Origin of the sequence: Vibrio sp. Vb2880 (assembly GCF_033337975.1) — a bacterium.
GTDB lineage: Bacteria > Pseudomonadota > Gammaproteobacteria > Enterobacterales > Vibrionaceae > Vibrio > Vibrio alginolyticus.
Genome location: NZ_JAWORT010000038.1, coordinates 1 through 19,900, shown reverse-complemented (window position 1 = coordinate 19,900; position 19,900 = coordinate 1). Strand labels below are relative to the sequence as shown.

At 46.2% G+C, this 19,900-nt stretch carries 17 protein-coding genes; 8 read left to right on the top strand and 9 right to left on the bottom strand.

What is annotated here, in order from left to right; translation table 11 throughout:
* Positions 1–485 precede the first annotated feature (485 nt).
* Genes hemG through R7M92_RS23580 form a run of 3 tightly spaced genes read right to left on the bottom strand, consistent with a single transcriptional unit; the run spans position 486 to position 3,150 of the window.
* Complete coding sequence (hemG, locus tag R7M92_RS23590; protein ID WP_318134430.1) at positions 486–1,013, bottom strand: menaquinone-dependent protoporphyrinogen IX dehydrogenase; 528 nt, start codon at positions 1,011–1,013, stop codon at positions 486–488.
* 9 nt (positions 1,014–1,022) lie between these two features.
* Positions 1,023–2,480, bottom strand: coding sequence for a TrkH family potassium uptake protein (locus R7M92_RS23585; protein WP_005378893.1), 1,458 nt, complete (start codon positions 2,478–2,480; stop codon positions 1,023–1,025).
* Positions 2,481–2,526: 46 nt separating this feature from the next.
* A complete protein-coding gene (locus R7M92_RS23580) occupies positions 2,527–3,150 on the bottom strand; it encodes a YigZ family protein (RefSeq protein WP_005378891.1) in 624 nt (207 codons plus the stop codon).
* A 261-nt stretch (positions 3,151–3,411) separates the two neighbouring features.
* On the opposite strand from R7M92_RS23580, the gene fadB reads away from it, so the two are divergent.
* The 3 genes from fadB to R7M92_RS23565 all read left to right on the top strand — a co-directional run bounded on the left by fadB (position 3,412) and on the right by R7M92_RS23565 (position 8,004).
* On the top strand, positions 3,412–5,583 hold the full coding sequence (gene fadB / locus R7M92_RS23575; RefSeq protein WP_054579435.1) for a fatty acid oxidation complex subunit alpha FadB: 2,172 nt from the start codon (positions 3,412–3,414) through the stop codon (positions 5,581–5,583).
* Positions 5,584–5,597: 14 nt separating this feature from the next.
* Positions 5,598–6,773, top strand: a complete 1,176-nt coding sequence (gene fadA / locus R7M92_RS23570) for an acetyl-CoA C-acyltransferase FadA (RefSeq protein WP_006743176.1) — start codon at positions 5,598–5,600, stop codon at positions 6,771–6,773.
* Positions 6,774–7,023: 250 nt separating this feature from the next.
* Positions 7,024–8,004 carry an MDR family oxidoreductase gene (locus R7M92_RS23565; RefSeq protein WP_005378882.1) on the top strand — a complete coding sequence of 327 codons (981 nt, stop codon included), beginning with the start codon at positions 7,024–7,026 and terminating at the stop codon, positions 8,002–8,004.
* Positions 8,005–8,056: 52 nt separating this feature from the next.
* Here the strand turns inward: R7M92_RS23565 and R7M92_RS23560 are convergent, their stop codons facing one another.
* Together R7M92_RS23560 and R7M92_RS23555 are read right to left on the bottom strand one after the other, a co-directional pair.
* Positions 8,057–9,001: a LysR family transcriptional regulator gene (locus tag R7M92_RS23560; RefSeq protein ID WP_017821924.1), complete on the bottom strand. Its 945-nt coding sequence runs from the start codon at positions 8,999–9,001 to the stop codon at positions 8,057–8,059.
* Between the two features lie 168 nt (positions 9,002–9,169).
* On the bottom strand, positions 9,170–9,352 hold the full coding sequence (locus R7M92_RS23555; RefSeq protein WP_005378880.1) for a hypothetical protein: 183 nt from the start codon (positions 9,350–9,352) through the stop codon (positions 9,170–9,172).
* Between the two features lie 133 nt (positions 9,353–9,485).
* Between R7M92_RS23555 and tusA the strand changes: the two genes are divergently transcribed.
* The gene (gene tusA / locus R7M92_RS23550) at positions 9,486–9,734 is read left to right on the top strand and encodes a sulfurtransferase TusA (RefSeq protein WP_005378879.1); all 249 of its coding nucleotides are present in this window, start codon (positions 9,486–9,488) and stop codon (positions 9,732–9,734) included.
* 44 nt (positions 9,735–9,778) lie between these two features.
* On the opposite strand, the gene R7M92_RS23545 is transcribed toward tusA, so the two are convergent.
* Both R7M92_RS23545 and R7M92_RS23540 read right to left on the bottom strand, forming a co-directional pair.
* A complete protein-coding gene (locus R7M92_RS23545; protein WP_005378878.1) occupies positions 9,779–10,039 on the bottom strand; it encodes a hypothetical protein in 261 nt (86 codons plus the stop codon).
* A 160-nt stretch (positions 10,040–10,199) separates the two neighbouring features.
* Positions 10,200–10,754: a TMEM165/GDT1 family protein gene (locus tag R7M92_RS23540; protein ID WP_005378877.1), complete on the bottom strand. Its 555-nt coding sequence runs from the start codon at positions 10,752–10,754 to the stop codon at positions 10,200–10,202.
* Between the two features lie 484 nt (positions 10,755–11,238).
* Between R7M92_RS23540 and glyQ the strand changes: the two genes are divergently transcribed.
* The 4 genes from glyQ to R7M92_RS23520 all read left to right on the top strand — a co-directional run bounded on the left by glyQ (position 11,239) and on the right by R7M92_RS23520 (position 18,021).
* Positions 11,239–12,156 (top strand): glycine--tRNA ligase subunit alpha, encoded by a 918-nt coding sequence (gene glyQ, locus R7M92_RS23535; RefSeq protein ID WP_005378876.1) that lies wholly within the window; start codon positions 11,239–11,241, stop codon positions 12,154–12,156.
* 13 nt (positions 12,157–12,169) lie between these two features.
* Positions 12,170–14,236 (top strand): glycine--tRNA ligase subunit beta, encoded by a 2,067-nt coding sequence (gene glyS / locus R7M92_RS23530; protein ID WP_154204933.1) that lies wholly within the window; start codon positions 12,170–12,172, stop codon positions 14,234–14,236.
* A 217-nt stretch (positions 14,237–14,453) separates the two neighbouring features.
* Positions 14,454–16,538: an alpha-amylase gene (locus R7M92_RS23525; RefSeq protein WP_318134427.1), complete on the top strand. Its 2,085-nt coding sequence runs from the start codon at positions 14,454–14,456 to the stop codon at positions 16,536–16,538.
* A 229-nt stretch (positions 16,539–16,767) separates the two neighbouring features.
* Positions 16,768–18,021, top strand: coding sequence for a valine--pyruvate transaminase (locus tag R7M92_RS23520; RefSeq protein WP_154204935.1), 1,254 nt, complete (start codon positions 16,768–16,770; stop codon positions 18,019–18,021).
* A gap of 126 nt (positions 18,022–18,147) precedes the next feature.
* Here the strand turns inward: R7M92_RS23520 and R7M92_RS23515 are convergent, their stop codons facing one another.
* Both R7M92_RS23515 and R7M92_RS23510 read right to left on the bottom strand, forming a co-directional pair.
* A complete protein-coding gene (locus R7M92_RS23515; protein ID WP_213898944.1) occupies positions 18,148–18,585 on the bottom strand; it encodes an Hsp20 family protein in 438 nt (145 codons plus the stop codon).
* A gap of 533 nt (positions 18,586–19,118) precedes the next feature.
* Positions 19,119–19,535 (bottom strand): GreA/GreB family elongation factor, encoded by a 417-nt coding sequence (locus tag R7M92_RS23510; protein ID WP_025768940.1) that lies wholly within the window; start codon positions 19,533–19,535, stop codon positions 19,119–19,121.
* Positions 19,536–19,900 lie beyond the last annotated feature (365 nt).

Here is a 19,900-nt window from a genome sequence, read left to right as displayed (position 1 = left end):
AATCTGAGCCATGATCAAACTCTTCAATTTAAGATTTTGTTCGGCTCAATGAATACTGAACATTACATAAAGTAATGTTTGAATTGACTGTGCTGAATCCGAAGATTCAATGGTCACTTCGTTTCATTGAAACCTAATTTGATACCGAAGTATCGAATTGGATTATCATCAACGAGTGCCCACACAGATTGATAGGTCTATATTGTTAAAGAGCTTTTCCTGTTGAGCTTTGCTCAAAACAGGACGGCCATTTTAGCGAGTTAAAGTTTAGTGTCAATCACTTTTTTCAAACTTTCTTCAAGCGTTTCCGCTTGGCTAATTTGGCTTGCTAACTTCAACTTCGTTTCTTTCGAAGCGTTGCCGTGTCAGCGAGGTGGCATTATAGAGATTGCGATCACATTGGCAAGCCCTTTTTCTCGTTTTTTTTGATTTTTTTATCGTTCGGATAAATTTGCATCAAAAGCGGTCAAAAGAGCACGTTATTTCTACAGTTCTCTGAATTTATCTGCGAAAAGAGCCACTTTTTCCCAATTGGTGTACTCCACCTCTTTGGTCGTATCAGTTTCGCCACCCGTCATCGACATAATGAACCTAATCATAGTTCTGTCGAACCAGCTGTAACATGGGTAATAAAGTGCACCAGCAAAAACACCTATTAGCGTTGGTTTCCAAGGCGACTTAATTAGGAACTTGTGAATGTAGGCACTACCTTCAGGTGTATCCTTTCCTTGGTCCTCTTTACGAGCGGTTAGGTTTACGCAGAAAAATGCCACTTTATTTTGCTCCAATTGATTGAGGTTTCGCTCAATAAACTGGTATAGCTTTTTATTAAGATGGCCATAGCGAATAGAGGCGCCTATCAATACTCTGTCGTATTGGCTGAAGTCAATCGTCTCGACATTATGTAAATCCACCAGCTCACAATCGAAGTCTGGAAGTTGTTCATCTATATAGTGGAGAATTTTTTTAGTCTGCCCTTCGCGGGAAGAGTATAGAAATAATGCTTTTGCCACGATTTCCCCTTAGCTACGCCAAAACGTCGGCGTAAGTAGAATAAGTAAGGTAAAGATTTCCAAACGACCAAACAGCATAGAAACTATTAATACCCATTTTGCTTTGTCGTTAACATCACCAAAGTGAAGCGCCACTTCTCCCAAGCCAGGACCGAGGTTGTTCAGAGTCGCAGCCACCGCCGAGAACGCACTGAGCTCATCCATTCCTGTTGCAATCAACCCCAACATACAAACCACAAATACCAATGCGTATGCGGAGAAGAAACCCCAAACCGCATCGACAACACGTTGCGGTAGGGCACTGCCACCTACTTTGATGGTGTAAACCGCGCGTGGATGGACTAAACGTTTTAGTTCACGCGCACCTTGTAAGGTAAGAAGCAGGATACGGATCACTTTCATGCCGCCGCCTGTTGAACCAGCACAACCACCTATAAAGGAAGAGAACAATAACAGCACAGGTAAGAAGAGCGGCCAATCCGCAAAACCTGTTGTCGTAAAGCCCGCTGTTGTGGATATTGATACGGTTTGGAACAGAGCCTGATCGAAAGCATCGTATGTCGATGTGTAAGAGTGATGTTTCAGTAATAATAGAAAGCAAATGATAAATAGCAGCACTTGAATAAACAAGAAGGCGCGAAACTCAGGATCTTTCCAGTAATACTTGGGATGTACGCCACCTGATGCAAATGCAGCAAAGTGCAGCGTGTAGTTACATGCAGATATAAGCAGAAAAACCACAGTAATCAGGTTAATCGCGTAACTATCAAAATATCCGATGCTGGCATCGTGGGTAGAGAAGCCGCCAATAGCAATGGTGGAAAAGCTGTGACTGATGGCGTCAAATGGCGTCATACCAGCTAACCAAAAAGCCGAAGCACAGGCGATAGTCAGGCTCAGATAGATGTACCAAAGCGCCTTAGCAGTTTCTGCTATGCGCGGCGTCACTTTAGTGTCCTTGACTGGACCAGGGATCTCGGCGCGGTAAAGCTGCATACCACCGATGCCAAGTACTGGCAAAATCGCCACCGCTAATACGATGATTCCCATACCGCCGAACCACTGCAGTAACTGTCGATAGAATAGAATCGCTTTAGGTAACTCATCCAAACCAACAATAACGGTCGCCCCGGTCGTCGTGAGAGCAGAAAACGATTCAAAAAACGCATCTGTCACTGAGACGTTCGGGTTGTCAGCAATGAGAAAGGGGATCGAGCCTGCACTGCCAAGTACTGTCCAGAATAAGACGACAATAAGAAAGCCATCTCGAGCTTTAAGCTCGTGCTTATACCTGCGGTTTGGGTACCAACAAACGGCCCCACAAAACAGCAGAACAAAAAATGTCGTGACAAAAGGCACACCAGCACCATCTCGATAGATCAGCGCAACGAGTGCTGGCGCAAGCATAGTGACACTAAAGAGTGCGAGCAGTAGCCCGACGATTCGAATAATTGAACGAAATTGCATGGATAAATTGACTAGCGAAGCTGTCCCTGTTGCTTCCTGTTTTTCATTATTGTCCGTCTAGCGGAGTGACAATTGCCTTTGCCCCGCTTTTATTGATGATTGCTTGGGTAAACGCGCTCACTTCTCGAAGCTCAATTTCCACCACTAATACGACCTGATCGCTGTATTCAGCCTCGACTTCTATCGCGCCAAATTGCGGCATGATTGATTGTGCGATAGGCATAAACCCATAGTCTAACGTTAGTCTGAGCTTTGTGGTTATTTTTTTCTCAATAGTTTGAAGCAGCTTGAGCGCTTGTTGAACCCCACCCCCATACGCTTTAACCAAGCCGCCTGTACCTAACTTGATTCCACCAGAGTATCGCGTGACCACAGCCGTGATCTCCCCCACCCCAGATCCAGACAGCTGCGCCAGGATTGGTTTGCCTGCTGTTCCGGACGGCTCCCCATCATCACTAAAGCCCCATTTCATTGAATCTTCCGGGCGACCAGCAACAAAGCCCCAACAGTTATGTCTGGCATCAGCGTGTTTAGCTTTGATTTGATCAACAAATGCTTTTGCTGCTTCGATACTTGGCGTGTGTGCCAAATAAGTAATGAAGACGCTCTTTTTAATTTCTTCTTCAAATTGAGCGGGCTCTGCTGGAATCAGATAAGGCTTGTCATTCATAGGATTATGGATTCATGTCTATTTGCCTGAAGTCTATCACGAGTGTGATTTACCCGTCGCATAAGATCTGCCACAGCGCACAATGTTAAACACTTGTTTAAAAAATGTATTGAAATTAAACAATCCACGATCCAAACTAACTTTACTGGTCAAACCAGAACAAAAATAAAACGACTTCCTCGATACCTATTTGCCGAGGTACACGGCGTCGTTGAAATAGGTATACAGACAATCCACGATTGTATGTCATGGAGATAGACAATGATTTACCAAGCCGAAACCCTACAGGTAAAGGAAATACAAGATGGTATTGCAGAGCTAAGCTTCTGCTCTCCAAAATCCGTCAACAAACTCGACCTAGCGACATTAGAATCGCTAGATAAAGCTCTTGATGCGCTCATTGCCCATCAAGGCCTCAAGGGGTTGTTGCTCACTTCAGATAAAGACGCATTCATTGTAGGCGCAGACATTACCGAGTTTTTAGGTCTGTTTGCTAAAACGGATGCCGAGCTCGACCAATGGCTGCAATTTGCTAATAGCATCTTTAACAAATTAGAAGACTTACCCGTTCCGACCATCTCAGTGATCAAAGGCCACGCTCTTGGTGGCGGTTGTGAATGTGTGCTAGCAACAGACATGCGTATTGGTGACAAAACCACCAGCATCGGCCTACCAGAAACGAAACTGGGAATCATGCCGGGCTTTGGTGGTTGTGTACGCTTACCTCGCGTTATTGGCGCAGACAGCGCAATGGAAATCATCACCCAAGGTAAAGCATGCCGAGCTGATGAAGCATTGAAAATTGGCTTACTCGATGCTGTTGTAGAGACTGATGCTTTATACGAATCAGCACTACAAACTCTTAACTCTGCAATTAACGAGAAACTTGACTGGCAAGCACGCCGAGCACAGAAAACATCTCCGCTAACGCTGAGTAAGCTTGAATCAATGATGAGCTTCACCATGGCGAAGGGTCTGGTGGCACAAAAAGCAGGTCCTCACTACCCTGCCCCAATGACAGCCGTTATCACGATTGAAGAAGGTGCTCGCTTTGCACGTAATGAAGCGTTAGACATTGAACGTAAGCACTTCGTGAAATTGGCTAAATCGGAAGAAGCAAAATCACTCGTTGGCCTATTCCTTAATGATCAATACATCAAAGGCATTGCGAAAAAAGCAGCGAAGTCAGCAAGTAAAGACACGCAACGTGCAGCCGTATTAGGTGCAGGTATCATGGGTGGCGGCATTGCTTACCAATCAGCGCTAAAAGGTGTGCCAGTCTTAATGAAAGACATCGCGCAAGCGTCGCTCGACCTAGGCATGACTGAAGCATCTAAGCTGCTGAATAAACGCTTATCTCGCGGTCGCATTGATGGCTTTAAGATGGCGGGTATTTTAGCGTCAATCACACCGAGCTTACATTACGCAGGTATTGAAAACTCTGATGTGATTGTTGAAGCTGTCGTTGAAAACCCGAAAGTAAAAGCAGCAGTTTTAAGTGAAGTTGAATCCCATGTCGGTGACGACACCGTTATCACCTCAAACACCTCAACGATTCCTATCAACCTATTGGCAAAATCACTAAAACGCCCAGAAAACTTCTGTGGTATGCACTTCTTCAACCCAGTGCATCGTATGCCTCTTGTTGAGATCATCCGTGGTGAGCACACCTCTGATGAAACCATCAATCGTGTTGTGGCGTATGCTGCGAAAATGGGCAAATCACCAATTGTCGTTAATGACTGCCCAGGGTTCTTCGTTAACCGCGTATTGTTCCCATACTTTGGCGGCTTCAGCATGCTACTTCGTGATGGTGCTGACTTTACGAAAATCGACAAAGTCATGGAGCGTAAGTTTGGCTGGCCGATGGGACCGGCGTACTTGCTTGACGTAGTCGGCATTGATACCGCGCACCACGCACAAGCTGTGATGGCTGACGGTTTCCCTGAGCGTATGGGTAAACAAGGTCGTGATGCGATTGATGCACTGTTCGAAGCAGACAAATATGGTCAGAAAAATGGTAATGGCTTCTACAGCTACACCATAGATAAAAAAGGTAAGCCGAAGAAAACCTTCTCCGAAGCGATCTTACCGGTACTTGCTGACGTTTGTGCCGATAAGCAGGACTTTGACGATCAGACCATCATTCAACGTATGATGATTCCAATGATCAACGAAGTGGTGCTGTGCCTACAAGAAGGCATCATCGCAACTCCGCAGGAAGCAGATATGGCATTGGTTTATGGTCTTGGTTTCCCTCCATTCCGCGGTGGCGTATTCCGCTATCTAGACAGCGTGGGTATTGCTGAATACGTTGAAATGGCAAAACAACACGCCGAGCTAGGTGCGATGTACCAAGTACCGCAAATGCTGATTGATATGGCGGCGAAAGGTGAAAGCTTTTACGGTGCACAACAGCAAGGTTCTATCTAAGGAGGGATTCTAAAATGACTAATCAAACAAGAAATGTTGTCGTAGTCGATTGTCTACGTACTCCAATGGGTCGCTCTAAAGGTGGTGCTTTCCGTCATACACGAGCAGAAGATCTATCTGCGCGCCTAATGAAAGGCATTCTTGCGCGTAACCCACAAGTGAACCCAAGCGAGATTGAAGACATCTACTGGGGCTGTGTACAGCAAACACTAGAGCAAGGCTTTAACGTTGCACGTAATGCGGCGCTGCTTGCTGGTCTGCCGATTGAAATTGGCGCCGTGACGGTGAACCGCTTGTGTGGCTCATCAATGCAAGCGCTTCACGATGGTACACGTGCCATCATGACTGGCGATGCTGAAATCTGCCTAATTGGTGGTGTTGAGCACATGGGGCATGTGCCAATGAACCACGGTGTAGACTTTCACCCAGGTATGTCAAAGAACGTAGCAAAAGCTGCGGGCATGATGGGCTTAACGGCTGAAATGCTGGGTAAATTACATGGCATTAGCCGTGAGCAACAAGACGAGTTTGCCGCTCGCTCTCACGCTCGTGCGCACGCAGCAACCGTAGAGGGTCGTTTTAAAAACGAAATTCTACCAATTGAAGGCCACGCAGCAGACGGCACACTGTTCACTCTGGATTACGACGAAGTGATTCGCCCTGAAACATCCGTTGAAGGTCTATCTCAACTTCGCCCAGTGTTCGACCCTGCAAACGGTACAGTAACAGCCGGTACATCATCGGCTCTGTCCGATGGTGCATCAGCGATGTTGATCATGAGCGAAGAGAAAGCCAATGAGCTTGGCTTGAAGATTCGTGCACGTATTAAAGGCATGGCCATTGCGGGCTGCGATCCTTCTATTATGGGTTACGGTCCTGTACCTGCGACGAAAAAAGCGCTCAAGCGTGCCGGTCTTTCAATTGAAGACATGGATGTGGTTGAGCTAAACGAAGCATTTGCCGCGCAGTCTCTGCCGTGTGCTAAAGACTTAGGCCTGCTTGATGTTATGGATGAGAAGGTCAACCTTAACGGTGGTGCGATAGCATTGGGTCATCCACTAGGCTGTTCTGGTTCACGTATCTCAACAACGTTAATCAACCTAATGGAAGCGAAAGACGCGAAATACGGTCTGGCCACCATGTGTATCGGTTTGGGTCAGGGCATTGCGACAGTATTTGAACGACCATAACAGTTCAAGACGTTGTTGTAGTGATCGAGCCAACAATCATAAGCAAATGAACTAGTACTAAAATTTTTAGTATTACACTTAAGGGCGACAATTGATGTCGCCCTTTGTTTTACATCAAACATGCATGAAGAGCATACATTAAATGCTCAAGTTTCATTTTATTCATAGACAAAGAAGACATACACTTAGACCAGTTGATATCTTGCTGCATGTGACCCAGAGTCATGCTACCGCACAATCGGAGAACCTTATGTTTAATGCTCTAGTTCTAAATCAAGAAGACAAACGTACTATCGCTAACATCGAGCAAATCGATGAAACACAACTGCCTGAAGGCGACGTTCTGATTGACGTTGATTACTCATCGTTAAACTACAAAGACGGTCTTGCGATCACAGGTAAAGGTAAAATCATCCGTAACTTCCCGATGGTGCCAGGTATTGACCTAGCAGGTACGGTAGTAAGCTCAGAAGACGACCGCTACCAAGCTGGTGACAAAGTTGTCCTTACTGGCTGGGGCGTGGGTGAAAACCACTGGGGTGGTATGTCTCAGCGTGCTCGTCTAAAAGCAGATTGGCTAGTACCACTACCAAAAGGTCTAGACAGCAAGAAAGCAATGATGGTTGGTACTGCTGGTTTCACAGGCATGCTATGTGTTCAAGCACTGCTTGATGCAGGCATCAAACCTGAAAATGGTGAAATCCTTGTAACTGGCGCAAGTGGCGGTGTAGGCTCAGTCGCAGTAACGCTTCTAGCACAGCTTGGCTACAAAGTTGCTGCAGTGACAGGTCGTGTAGAAAAAAATGGCCCGCTACTTGAAAAACTAGGTGCTAGCCGCATCATCGACCGTACTGAATTTGAAGAACCAGCACGTCCACTTGAAAAGCAAGTATGGGCAGGTGCGGTTGATACTGTAGGCAGCAAAGTACTGGCTAAAGTATTGGCGCAAATGGATTACAACAGTGCAGTTGCAGCTTGTGGTCTTGCAGGTGGTTTTGATCTACCAACCACAGTGATGCCGTTCATCCTACGTAATGTTCGCCTACAAGGTGTGGACTCAGTAATGTGCCCAACAGAGAAACGTATCGCTGCATGGGAAAAGCTGGTCGAGCTACTACCAGACAGCTACTTCGAGCAAGCGTGTACTGAAGTTGCTCTTGCTGAAGCACCGAAATATGCAGAAGACATCACCAACGGTCAAGTAACGGGTCGTGTGGTTATCAAGCTATAAACACTGACTCAGTGTAAACAGACGAAGAGCCGGCATTGCTGGCTCTTTTTTGTTAGCAGTTCAGTCCCATATCTTCGATACGTTTAGCTATCAGACGGCTACACTCTTCACGCACAATCGTTCTTAACCATTCTTGAGCGGGAGAATGCTCGCAACGCGCATGCCAAATCATCGAGTATTCAAACGGCGTGAATTGGAATGGTAACGGTTTCACCACCAAGTCATAACGCTCGGCAACCAGATACGCCAAGTCCGCTGGCACTGTGATGATAATTGGCAAGGTATCCATGATCGCCAATGCGGCTTCTAAATGATAAGCCCGCAGAACCATTTTACGCTTAGGTTTCTCCATCAAAGCTTGTTCGATCAGTGCCTTAACACCATCACTGATGGCGATCATGGCATGTGGATGACTCAGATAATCATCCAAGCTCATTTCTTTATTCGCTAATGGATGCTGTTTTGAAAGCATACACAGCACCCCCACTCGCCCCAACACTTCACTGCGTAGAGGCTCCACCGGGCCTGTCGGGCGACAAATCGCTAAGTCTGCACCTTCATAAGTGAGCTGATCTGATAAACGGTCGTGTTGCAGTGGTAAGAAGTTGAAAGACACGTTTGGCGCTTCTTGGTAAATTCTCGGCAAAGCGAACGGTAAGATCGTTTGCATGGCATAGTCGGTGGTCACGATGTTGAAAGTCTGCACGCATTGCAATGGGTCAAACTCAACCGGAGATAACAACTGACGTAAAGACTCTAATGGCTCGCCCAATGAGCGATCGATCTCTAACGCTTTCTGAGTTGGGATCAAATGCTGTCCCTGACGAGTAAACAGCGGATCTCCCAATAAGTCACGCAGACGACCAAGCACACGACTCATTGCCGATTGACTCAAGTTCAGACGTGTTGCTGCCTTACTGACACTGTTTTCCTCTATCAGTACTCGCAACGCAACCAGTAAATTTAAATCTCGGCGATAGATATCTTCCAGTTCCACGAATTAGCCACTTATTTTGTATGTGTTTGGGTAAATTGTACTCTTTAGGCAAAAAAAATCCCGCCTTTCAGCGGGGAAGCCCAAGAAAAATGGGGATAGTGTCGGAATGAAGTGTCGGTAAAAAATAGGTGAGCGTTATTAAAAGCATTCTGATCCAAGCAAGAAGCGCTAATTTTCTTGCTCAGATGCGCCAGACCATCTGCGCATCTCGATCCAAATCCCAATAATAGTGGCAACCATGCCTACAAGAGGCGTCAAAGAGGTGTCAGCTGGCGTCCTGAGTACCAATGCACAAAACGAGATAAAACACAGCACTGAGTAAATCGTAAGTCTGTCTAACGCTGTTAACATTGCCTCTCCCTTGCCAGTTGTTACCAAATTGTTAATTTAAGGTAAAACAAAAAATTTGATTTGCCAAGTGGTTATTGAATATTTTTTCAACGAAAGTAAAATTCAACGCTCAGTTAGTTACGAGAATCACACTATGAGCTTTAATCCTGAACTGGCAAACAAGACATTAGAGGCGGAAGGACTGCGCTGCCCAGAGCCAGTGATGATGGTCAGGAAGACAATTCGCAACATGCAAGATGGTGAGATTTTGCTGGTCAAAGCAGACGATCCATCCACAACTCGAGACATTCCGAGTTTCTGCCGCTTTATGGACCACCAATTAGTTGCGGCACAAACGGAGCAAGTTCCGTATCAGTACCTGATCAAGAAAGGATTGGAATAATCTGGTCGAACTAAAAACGGCAGCCTATATTGGCTGCCGTTTGTTTATTCGTCGTATTCGAGTGTGCGAACTTCTGATTGGAGCTTGTTAAGTTGTTTCTTCATTGCCCGCATCTCTTCATGCATAGGAATGATGTGAGCGACACGAATCCACGCTTCTACTGTCAATCCAGTAAGAACGAACGATCCTGCTACAATCGGTAACCACATATCAGTTAGCACCATCGCTAGTAAACACAGCGCTAAACCAAAAGTGAATAAATAACTCTGACTCTTCGGGGACATCCCCATGTAACGTGTAAGCATAAACTTGCCCTCTCGCTATCATTCACACCATTAAACTACCATGACAAGTATGACACTTATATGTCATCCGTCACGCAACGGAACGATTTAGAGTCAGAGTTTGAACTCGCGCAGCACGCCACTAATGATTGATAACTCACATCATTTCACGTGCAAAAAATCAGAACAGTGCAGCCCCTATTGCCAAAGCAATAAACAAAAATGCGGTGATTTTACGGATCAGCCCTAAAGGCATCTTGTCGGCCGACAATTTACCAATCAGGACCACAGGAACATTCGCCAGCAGCATACCGATTGTGGTACCGATAATCACCAAACTTAACGCATCCGCGTATTGCGCCCCTAAGATGGAAGTGGCGATCTGAGTTTTATCGCCTATCTCCGCAACGAAGAACGCGATAAAACTGGCAATAAATGGGCCTCGATTAGAAATCTGCTCGTCATCATCCAGTTTATCCGGGATCAGAACCCAAGCCGCCATCGCGACAAAACTGACCACCAGCACCCACTTTAAAATCTCAGGTGATAGATAGTCTGCGACAACCACACCTAACCATGCAGCCAAAGCGTGGTTGGCAATAGTTGCCAAAAAGATTGCTGCAATAATTGGGATTGGTTTTCGGTAACGACTTGCGAGTAATAGAGATAGCAATTGGGTCTTATCGCCAATTTCTGCTAACGCTACAGTAGTAATTGAAATAGCTAAAACGCTCACGACATGCTCATTGGGGCAGGGATTATTATTTTTAACCGAAGACAAACCTCACGCCCCTACCCCGGTTCGTGATGATTTGTCTAAGGTCTTGCTAAACTTGAAAGGCTTCAAGTCTCGAACGCCATGGTGATTTTGCACCAATTATGTTGACGGACGAACCAGATGAAACAGAAACTTCATCAGGTAAGCTACTCCCCAAAGACAGGCGCAATTCTAGCCACCTTTGTTGCGCTTCTCAAGAGCCAAAGCAGGCAAAAACTCCCTTTTAGGAAAAATACAGCAGATAACGCGGTAAAAATTCATTAAAGGAGAAAATCGCCCACGAATTAATCAAGATTAGCTCTACTCCCATGCTCAATATCTGGTTATACTAGATTGTTAATTTATTCAACCGTAATTACTCTTTATCGCCGTTGTTAGAGTTGAAAAACTCGGCATAGATGACGAATTAACGAGTAACAAGAGAATCGCGCGAACCTGACTTATGCAAAAATACGATATCAAAACCTTCCAGGGAATGATCCTCGCGCTGCAGGATTATTGGGCTCAAAATGGTTGTACCATTGTTCAACCGCTAGATATGGAAGTGGGTGCGGGTACCTCTCACCCAATGACCTGTCTACGAGCGCTTGGCCCAGAGCCAATGTCGACAGCTTACGTACAACCTTCACGTCGTCCTACTGATGGCCGTTACGGTGAAAACCCTAACCGTCTTCAGCACTACTACCAATTCCAAGTAGCGCTAAAACCATCGCCTGACAATATTCAAGAGTTGTACCTTGGCTCCCTTGAAGTTCTTGGTATTGACCCTCTTGTACACGACATCCGTTTCGTAGAAGACAACTGGGAAAACCCAACACTAGGCGCATGGGGTCTGGGCTGGGAAGTTTGGCTAAACGGCATGGAAGTGACCCAGTTTACTTACTTCCAGCAAGTTGGTGGTCTTGAGTGTAAGCCAGTAACTGGTGAGATCACTTACGGTATCGAACGTCTAGCAATGTACATCCAAGAAGTAGACTCTGTTTACGACCTAGTTTGGAACATCGCACCAGATGGCAGCATCGTTACTTACGGTGATATCTTCCACCAAAATGAAGTAGAGCAATCGACTTACAACTTCGAGCACGCAGACGTGGAATTCCTATTTGGTTTCTTCGAACAGTGCGAGAAAGAGTGTAAAGAGCTGCTTGAGCTTGAAAAGCCACTGCCACTACCTGCTTACGAGCGCATTCTAAAAGCCGGTCACGCATTCAACCTACTAGACGCACGTAAAGCGATCTCAGTAACTGAACGCCAACGTTACATCCTACGCATCCGCAACCTGACGAAAGCAGTTGCAGAAGCATACTACGCATCGCGTGAAGCTCTTGGCTTCCCAATGTGTAAGAAAGAACAAGCGTAAGGGGTAGAGTAACATGGCAAAAGAATTTCTAATCGAGCTAGGTACAGAAGAGCTACCACCAACGCAACTTCGCACTCTAGCAGAAGCATTCGCAGCAAACTTCGAAGCAGAACTAAAAGGCGCTGAGCTTGCTCACGAAGGCGTGAAATGGTTCGCGGCACCTCGTCGTCTTGCACTTAAAGTAGCAGCACTGGCAGACAGCCAGTCTGACAAAGTTGTTGAAAAACGTGGTCCTGCGGTTTCTGCAGCGTTTGACGCGGAAGGCAACCCAACAAAAGCGGCTCAAGGTTGGGCACGCGGTTGTGGCATCACGGTTGACCAAGCAGAGCGCATGGTTACAGACAAAGGTGAATGGCTACTGTTCAAACAAGAAGTGAAAGGTCAGCCAACGTCTGAGATCGTAGTTGAACTTGCAGCGAAAGCACTAGCAAACCTACCTATCGCAAAACCAATGCGTTGGGGTAACAAAACGACTCAATTTATCCGTCCAGTTAAGACGCTAACCATGCTAATGGGCAGCGACCTAATCGAAGGCGAGATCCTTGGTGTCGCTTCAGACCGCACTATCCGTGGTCACCGCTTCATGGGTGAGCAAGAGTTCACTATCGATTCTGCTGAGCAATACCCTGCGATTCTAGAAGAGCGCGGTAAAGTAATGGCAGATTACGAAGCGCGTAAAGCAATCATCCTCGCTGACGCACAAAAAGCGGCAGCAGCGGTTGGCGGTATCGCTGATCTAGAAGATGACCTAGTAGAAGAAGTAACGTCTCTGGTTGAATGGCCAGTAGTACTAACAGCGAAGTTTGAAGAAGAGTTCCTAAAAGTGCCTTCTGAAGCGTTGGTTTACACCATGAAGGGTGACCAGAAGTACTTCCCTGTCTACGATGAAAACAAGAAGCTACTACCTAACTTCATCTTCGTATCGAACATCGAATCAAAAGAGCCTCGTTACGTAATCGAAGGTAACGAGAAAGTGGTTCGTCCTCGTCTTGCGGACGCAGAATTCTTCTTCAACACAGACCGTAAGCGTCCGCTTATCGACCGTCTGCCAGAACTAGAACAAGCGATCTTCCAAAAGCAACTGGGTACGATCAAAGACAAAACAGACCGCATCACTGAACTTGCTGGCTACATTGCTGAGCAAATCGGTGCTGACGTTGAGAAATCAAAGCGTGCTGGTCTACTAGCAAAATGTGACCTAATGACCTCAATGGTATTCGAATTCACGGATACTCAAGGTGTTATGGGTATGCACTATGCTCGCCACGACGGTGAAGCAGAAGAAGTTGCAGTAGCACTGAACGAGCAATACATGCCTCGTTTCGCAGGTGATGAACTGCCATCAAACGGTGTTTCAACTGCAGTTGCAATGGCAGACAAGCTAGACACTATCGTAGGTATCTTCGGTATTGGTCAAGCGCCTAAAGGCAGCGACCCATTCGCACTACGCCGCGCATCTCTAGGTGTACTACGTATCATCGTTGAATACGGCTACAACCTAGATCTTGTTGACCTAGTAGCGAAAGCGAAGTCACTATTTGGTGAGCGTCTAACCAACGACAATGTTGAACAAGACGTTATCGAGTTCATGCTTGGTCGTTTCCGTGCTTGGTACCAAGACGAAGGCTTCAGCGTAGACATCATTCAAGCGGTTCTAGCTCGTCGTCCGACGAAACCAGCAGACTTCGACCAACGAGTTAAAGCGGTTTCTCACTTCCGTGAACTAGAAGCAGCAGAGTCTCTAGCAGCAGCGAACAAACGCGTAGGTAACATCCTAGCGAAATTCGACGGCGAACTAGCAGCAGACATCGACCTAGCACTTCTACAAGAAGACGCAGAGAAAGCACTAGCAGAAAGCGTTGAAGTAATGACAGAAGCGCTAGAGCCAGCATTTGCTACAGGTAACTACCAAGAAGCCCTAAGCAAGCTAGCAGACCTACGTGAACCAGTTGATGCGTTCTTTGATAACGTAATGGTAATGGCAGACGACGAAGCACTTAAGAAGAACCGTCTGACACTACTGAACAACCTGCGTAACCTGTTCCTACAGATCGCAGACATTTCTTTGCTTCAAAAGTAATTCATTACTCTTCGAAGTGATTAAGAAATAAGTAAAAGGGAAGCAGATGCTTCCCTTTTTTGTTGCCTTCAAACCGATGAAGGTGACGCTTATTATTCATTTTGTGAACAAGGCGAAAATTTGTAGGGTGAGACGCGTTTAACTTGTTGGTGTAGAGCTCGGATTGTAGAGGCACAGTTTTGCTATAACTGGACTGTTTATTCGGGGGAAGGACACAATGAAAAAAACAATTCTCGCACTCTCTATCGGTCTACTGAGCGCCTGCAGCCAGATACCAGAAAATGCCATCGTATTAAGCGTTGATGATGACACCGCTGTTTTTGAGGAAAACTCACAAGGCTTACTTGTCGCCGAGCAAAAACTCGAAAAAGGCAGTTATAACTTTACTATTGCTGACAGCAAGCAAAGCTGTGGCAGTAGCTTTGCCCTAGCAGAAGAAGATCGCATCAAGTTCAATCGTCCATTAAAAATGGATAACTGCGCCACTGATGCACAAATGCCGCTGCGCATCTTCAAAGCCAATACCTATCAATTTACGCTCAACCCAACCACCAACGAGCTAACGGTAAAAATCAAACCAAAACAGAGTCAGGACATCACCTACTCTTGCCCTGTCGCAACTGACGCGCCAAAAACCATCAACGTCGCTCAAACCTTTAATGATGGCACTGTTGTTCGTGACGCCTTAACCGGGCAAGAAGCCACCGTCGCCAATGGCAGCGTCACCATGCAGCCGGGTCCTATGAGCCAAGGTCTATTGCTGCTAGAAGAAGTCGATCAGCAAGCCGATAAACCATTCAGCTGGGATAACGCGACGGTGTACTTCGTCATGACTGACCGCTTCTATAACGGCACCCCAGACAACGACAACAGCTACGGTCGCAGCAAAGACGGGAAATACGAGATTGGTACCTTCCACGGTGGTGACTTAGCGGGTCTGACGAAAAAACTCGATTACATCGAATCACTTGGTGTCAATGCTATCTGGATAACCTCACCACTGGAACAAATCCACGGCTGGGTTGGCGGCGGCGATAAAGGCGACTTTAAGCACTACGGCTACCACGGCTACTACCACCAAGATTGGACCAAGCTTGATGCCAACATGGGTACCGAAGATGAACTCAGAACCTTCGTCGATACCGCCCATAAGAAAGGTATCCGCGTGATTTGGGATGTGGTCATGAACCACACAGGTTATGCGACATTAGCAGACATGCAGGAATTCGGCTTTGGTCAGCTTTACCTTGATGACCAAGAAGCCAAACAAGTCCTTGGTGAAAAATGGACCGACTGGCAGCCAAAATCAGGACAAAGCTGGCACAGCTTCAACGACTACATCAAATACGGTGATAGCGAAGCGTGGGATAAATGGTGGGGCAAAGACTGGATTCGCACCGACATTGGCGACTACGATGCTCCGGGCTACAACGACATCACCATGTCTTTGAACTACCTACCGGATCTCAAAACCGAATCGACTCAGAAAACCGGATTACCAAACTTCTTCCGCAATAAAGACACCAATGCGCAAGATGAGCTGCAAACCCCACGTGAACACCTGATTACCTGGTTATCCGATTGGGTACGTGACTACGGCATTGACGGCTTCCGTGTCGACACTGCAAAACACGTTGAAATGGAAGCGTGGGCAGAGCTGAAAGCCAGCACCACCCAAGCGCTTGCCCAGTGGAAGCAAAACAACCCGGACAAAGCCTTGGATGACTTACCTTTCTGGATGACGGGTGAAGTGTGGGCACACAGCGTGGTGAAAAGCCCGTATTTCGATAACGGCTTCGATTCCATCATCAACTTCGAGTTCCAATCTGACGTAGCACCAAAAGCGCTGAAGTGTTTCGCTCAACTTGATAATGATTACCGCCGCTATGCAGAACGCATCAATACCGATCCTGAGTTCAACGTGTTGAGCTACCTGTCTTCACACGATACACAACTGTTTTGGTCAGCGCGCAGCCGCAGCTTTGATGACCAAGCACGTGCAGCAAATGCACTGATGCTGGCTCCCGGTGCAGTACAGATCTATTACGGTGATGAGATAGCTCGTGATTTTGGCATTACTGGTTCAGACGCCCACCAAGGCACACGCTCAGATATGCCATGGGATAAGATTCATGGCGAGCGTGAGGATCTACTGCAACATTGGCAAAAGTTGGGCGAATTCCGTAAACGCCACCCAGCGGTAGCTCAAGGTAAGCACATCACTCGCAACCAAGAAGGTTACTACGCGTTCGAACGCCAATACCAAGACGACAAGGTGCTGATTGTTTACACCGGTGAGTAAATCACACTCTCTCCACCAGCAAGGGAAGCATAAGCTTCCCTTTTTTATTGCTGTTTTTGTCCTTTTGTCTCGTTCCTCTGGTCTGATGACGCACTTTTTTCTTTTTCGGCTTAATTCACACTTTGCGTTAATTACACATTGAGGTAAGGTCAAGGATTACTCGATAAGCCGATAAAACATCGGCATAAACATACACAAAGCAATCACAATGAATTAGGTATAAGTCAGCATGCAGTTCTCAAAGTTTGGTGAAAAATTTAATCAGTATTCAGGTATTACGCAGTTAATGGACGATTTGAATGATGGTCTGCGCACACCAGGTGCCATCATGCTCGGTGGAGGTAATCCTGCCGCCATTCCTGCCATGCTCGATTACTTTCACCAAGCCAGTGAGGAAATGCTCGCCAGTGGGGAGCTCGTCGCCGCCCTTGCCAACTACGATGGCCCGCAGGGTAAAGACGCGTTCGTCAAAGCGCTAGCTCAGTTATTCCGTGAAACTTACGGCTGGGATATTTCCGAAAAGAACATCAGCCTAACTAACGGTAGCCAGAGTGGCTTCTTCTACTTGTTCAACTTGTTGGCAGGTAAACAGCCAGACGGTTCGCACAAGAAAGTGCTACTGCCTATCGCTCCTGAATACATCGGTTATGGTGATGCTGGCATTGATAAAGATATCTTTATCTCTTACCACCCAGAAATCGAGCTGTTAGATAACGGTCTGTTTAAATACCACGTCGATTTTGAGCAGCTAACCGTCGACGACTCTGTTGCGGCAATCTGTGCATCTCGTCCAACCAACCCAACGGGTAATGTACTGACAGACGAAGAAGTACGTAAGCTGGACAAGCTAGCACGTGAGAACAACATCCCACTGATCATCGATAACGCCTACGGTCTACCTTTCCCGAACATCATCTTTGAAGATGTCGAACCGTTCTGGAATGAAAACACCATCCTATGCATGAGCCTATCTAAACTTGGCTTGCCGGGCGTGCGTTGTGGCATTGTGATTGCGAGTGAAGAAATCACTCAAGCGTTAACCAATATGAACGGCATCATCAGCCTAGCGCCGGGCAGTGTTGGTCCAGCGCTGGCAAACCATATAATTGGCAAAGGCGATCTTCTTAAACTGAGTTCAGAGGTGATTAAGCCGTTCTACAAGCAAAAATCACAACGTGCGGTTGAACTGCTCCAACAAGCAATTACCGATGAGCGATTCCGCATCCACAAGCCGGAAGGCGCTATCTTCTTGTGGTTATGGTTTGATGAACTGCCAATCACAACAATGGAACTGTACCAACGCTTGAAAGCGCGTGGCGTATTGATTGTCCCTGGTGAATATTTCTTTATTGGTCAGCAAGACGAGTGGGATCACGCGCACCAATGCCTGCGTATGAACTACGTTCAAGATGATGAGATGATGCAAAAAGGCATTGCGATTATCGCTGAAGAAGTGGAAAAGGCTTACCGCGAAGGTAAATAGACGGATTGAACTCAGCCGTTCTTCTCTTTGAAATTACGGCTTTAAAATAGCGGATTTGAAAACCCCAAACTAAAAAGAGCGCCCATATGGCGCTCTTTCTCATTCTATAACCGGGTGGTTAACTGATTAGTTGTTCTCAATCAGGTTGTTACCACCGATAGCAATCTTACGTGGTTGCATGGCTTCAGGGATTTCACGAACTAAATCGATATGAAGCAGACCGTTTTCCATTGATGCACCCACGACTTTTACGTAATCCGCTAGCTGGAATTTACGTTCAAAATCGCGTTCTGCAATACCTTGGTAAACATAGTTTTTGCCTTCTTCGGCTTTACGTTCGCCCTTCACAATCAACATGTTTTCGTTTTGAGTCAGATCGAGTTGGTCTTCAGAGAAGCCAGCAACGGCCATAGTAATACGGTAGTTGTGCTCGTCTTTTTGCTCAATGTTGTATGGAGGGTAACCGCCAGAAGTATTTTTCGCTGTATTCGCTTCCATCAGGTTTAGCAGACGATCAAAGCCAATTGCATTACGGTATAGTGGTGAGAAATCTACATTACGCATAAATCTATCCTCTTAATTAAGCAATAGTCTTAGTTCAGATGAGTTTCATCCTACTGGCGTGTTTATGCAAAAACCAACGCCGAACTAAGAGATTCTTATCATTCCACTGGCCTTGGTTTGGCTCGGAGACATGATATTGAATCTAAAGGTTTAAGTTGTGTGCCAAAACGCCATATCCTCTTCTGAGCGATCTCGTTTTAGCGATTCCAGAGGGCTGGTCTTCTAGTCTCTAGCAAGCCAGTCACCCTCTTCACAACTAGATATAAGGTCGTCAAAAATGACTTTCAAGGGAAAAAATAAAAAATTTTTAAAGCATCCACTATCCCCTTGAACAGCTTAGTTCCTCATCACTTCGCGATCAGTGATAAAAAGCCCGCCGTTCTGGAGGGCTCAATCTACACTTTACTTGCGGGAGGATTTACGCGCTTTTACAACGCCCTTTTCTGCCGCCTTTTCCTGCTTTAGTTTGCGCTTTTCTTTTAGACTCAACTGCGGTTGTTTCTTTTCTTTCTTACTCATGACTTCACCTCTATTTATTGGCACAACAGACAACCACACAGCATTTTCTGAGCTGGTGGCTGCGATTGATGAACAATTTCAGTAATCACAAAGCAGCGTCGCTGATTAAAAATTTCCACTTCGAGCGCATCATTTTTAGCTCGACCTAACAGTCGAGACCCCAAATAAGAATCGACCGCGAGCATACCTGTCATGGGTTGCCCCTTGCGCGAGCTGACCAATGTCATGCGATATTGATAGGCGCGTTCAACATCCACTAAGCGAACCGTGTCTCCAACCGCAATACGAGCTCGGTTACGGCAATGGGCTTGTTGCTCGCAGGTTTCAAATAGCGATAACAACCTTAGTGGTGATTGATAGGTTAAAAAGCGACTGGTTAACCACCAAGTTCGCAGCGCCAAGCAGTACGCCGAGAACCAGCGTTCAAACATGATTATTTCCTTCTTAATGCCTTGTCTTACAAATAAATTCAGTGCATTGAACCGGAAGTGCATCACTTCCGGCTTAGTTCAGGAAAATCATCACCATTTTCTTAGTCTCCTTATTCATCAGTTCTTCAGCACTATAGCGAGCAGAAAAAAGAAAGCAAAAACGCTCAAGCGAACAAAATGGCGAGAAAAAAAGAAAACAGAAATAAAATGGCAGGCTTGATCGGGTTGTTGGCAGTTAGTACCAGAAAAACATCAGCTTTGGCAGAAAGTGGCGATTTTAGCTGGTGGTTGACCCGTCCTGATATGGGTTGACACTTTTTAACTAAAACGCTCGATGTACTTCATCGGGCGTTTTGTATTTTAAA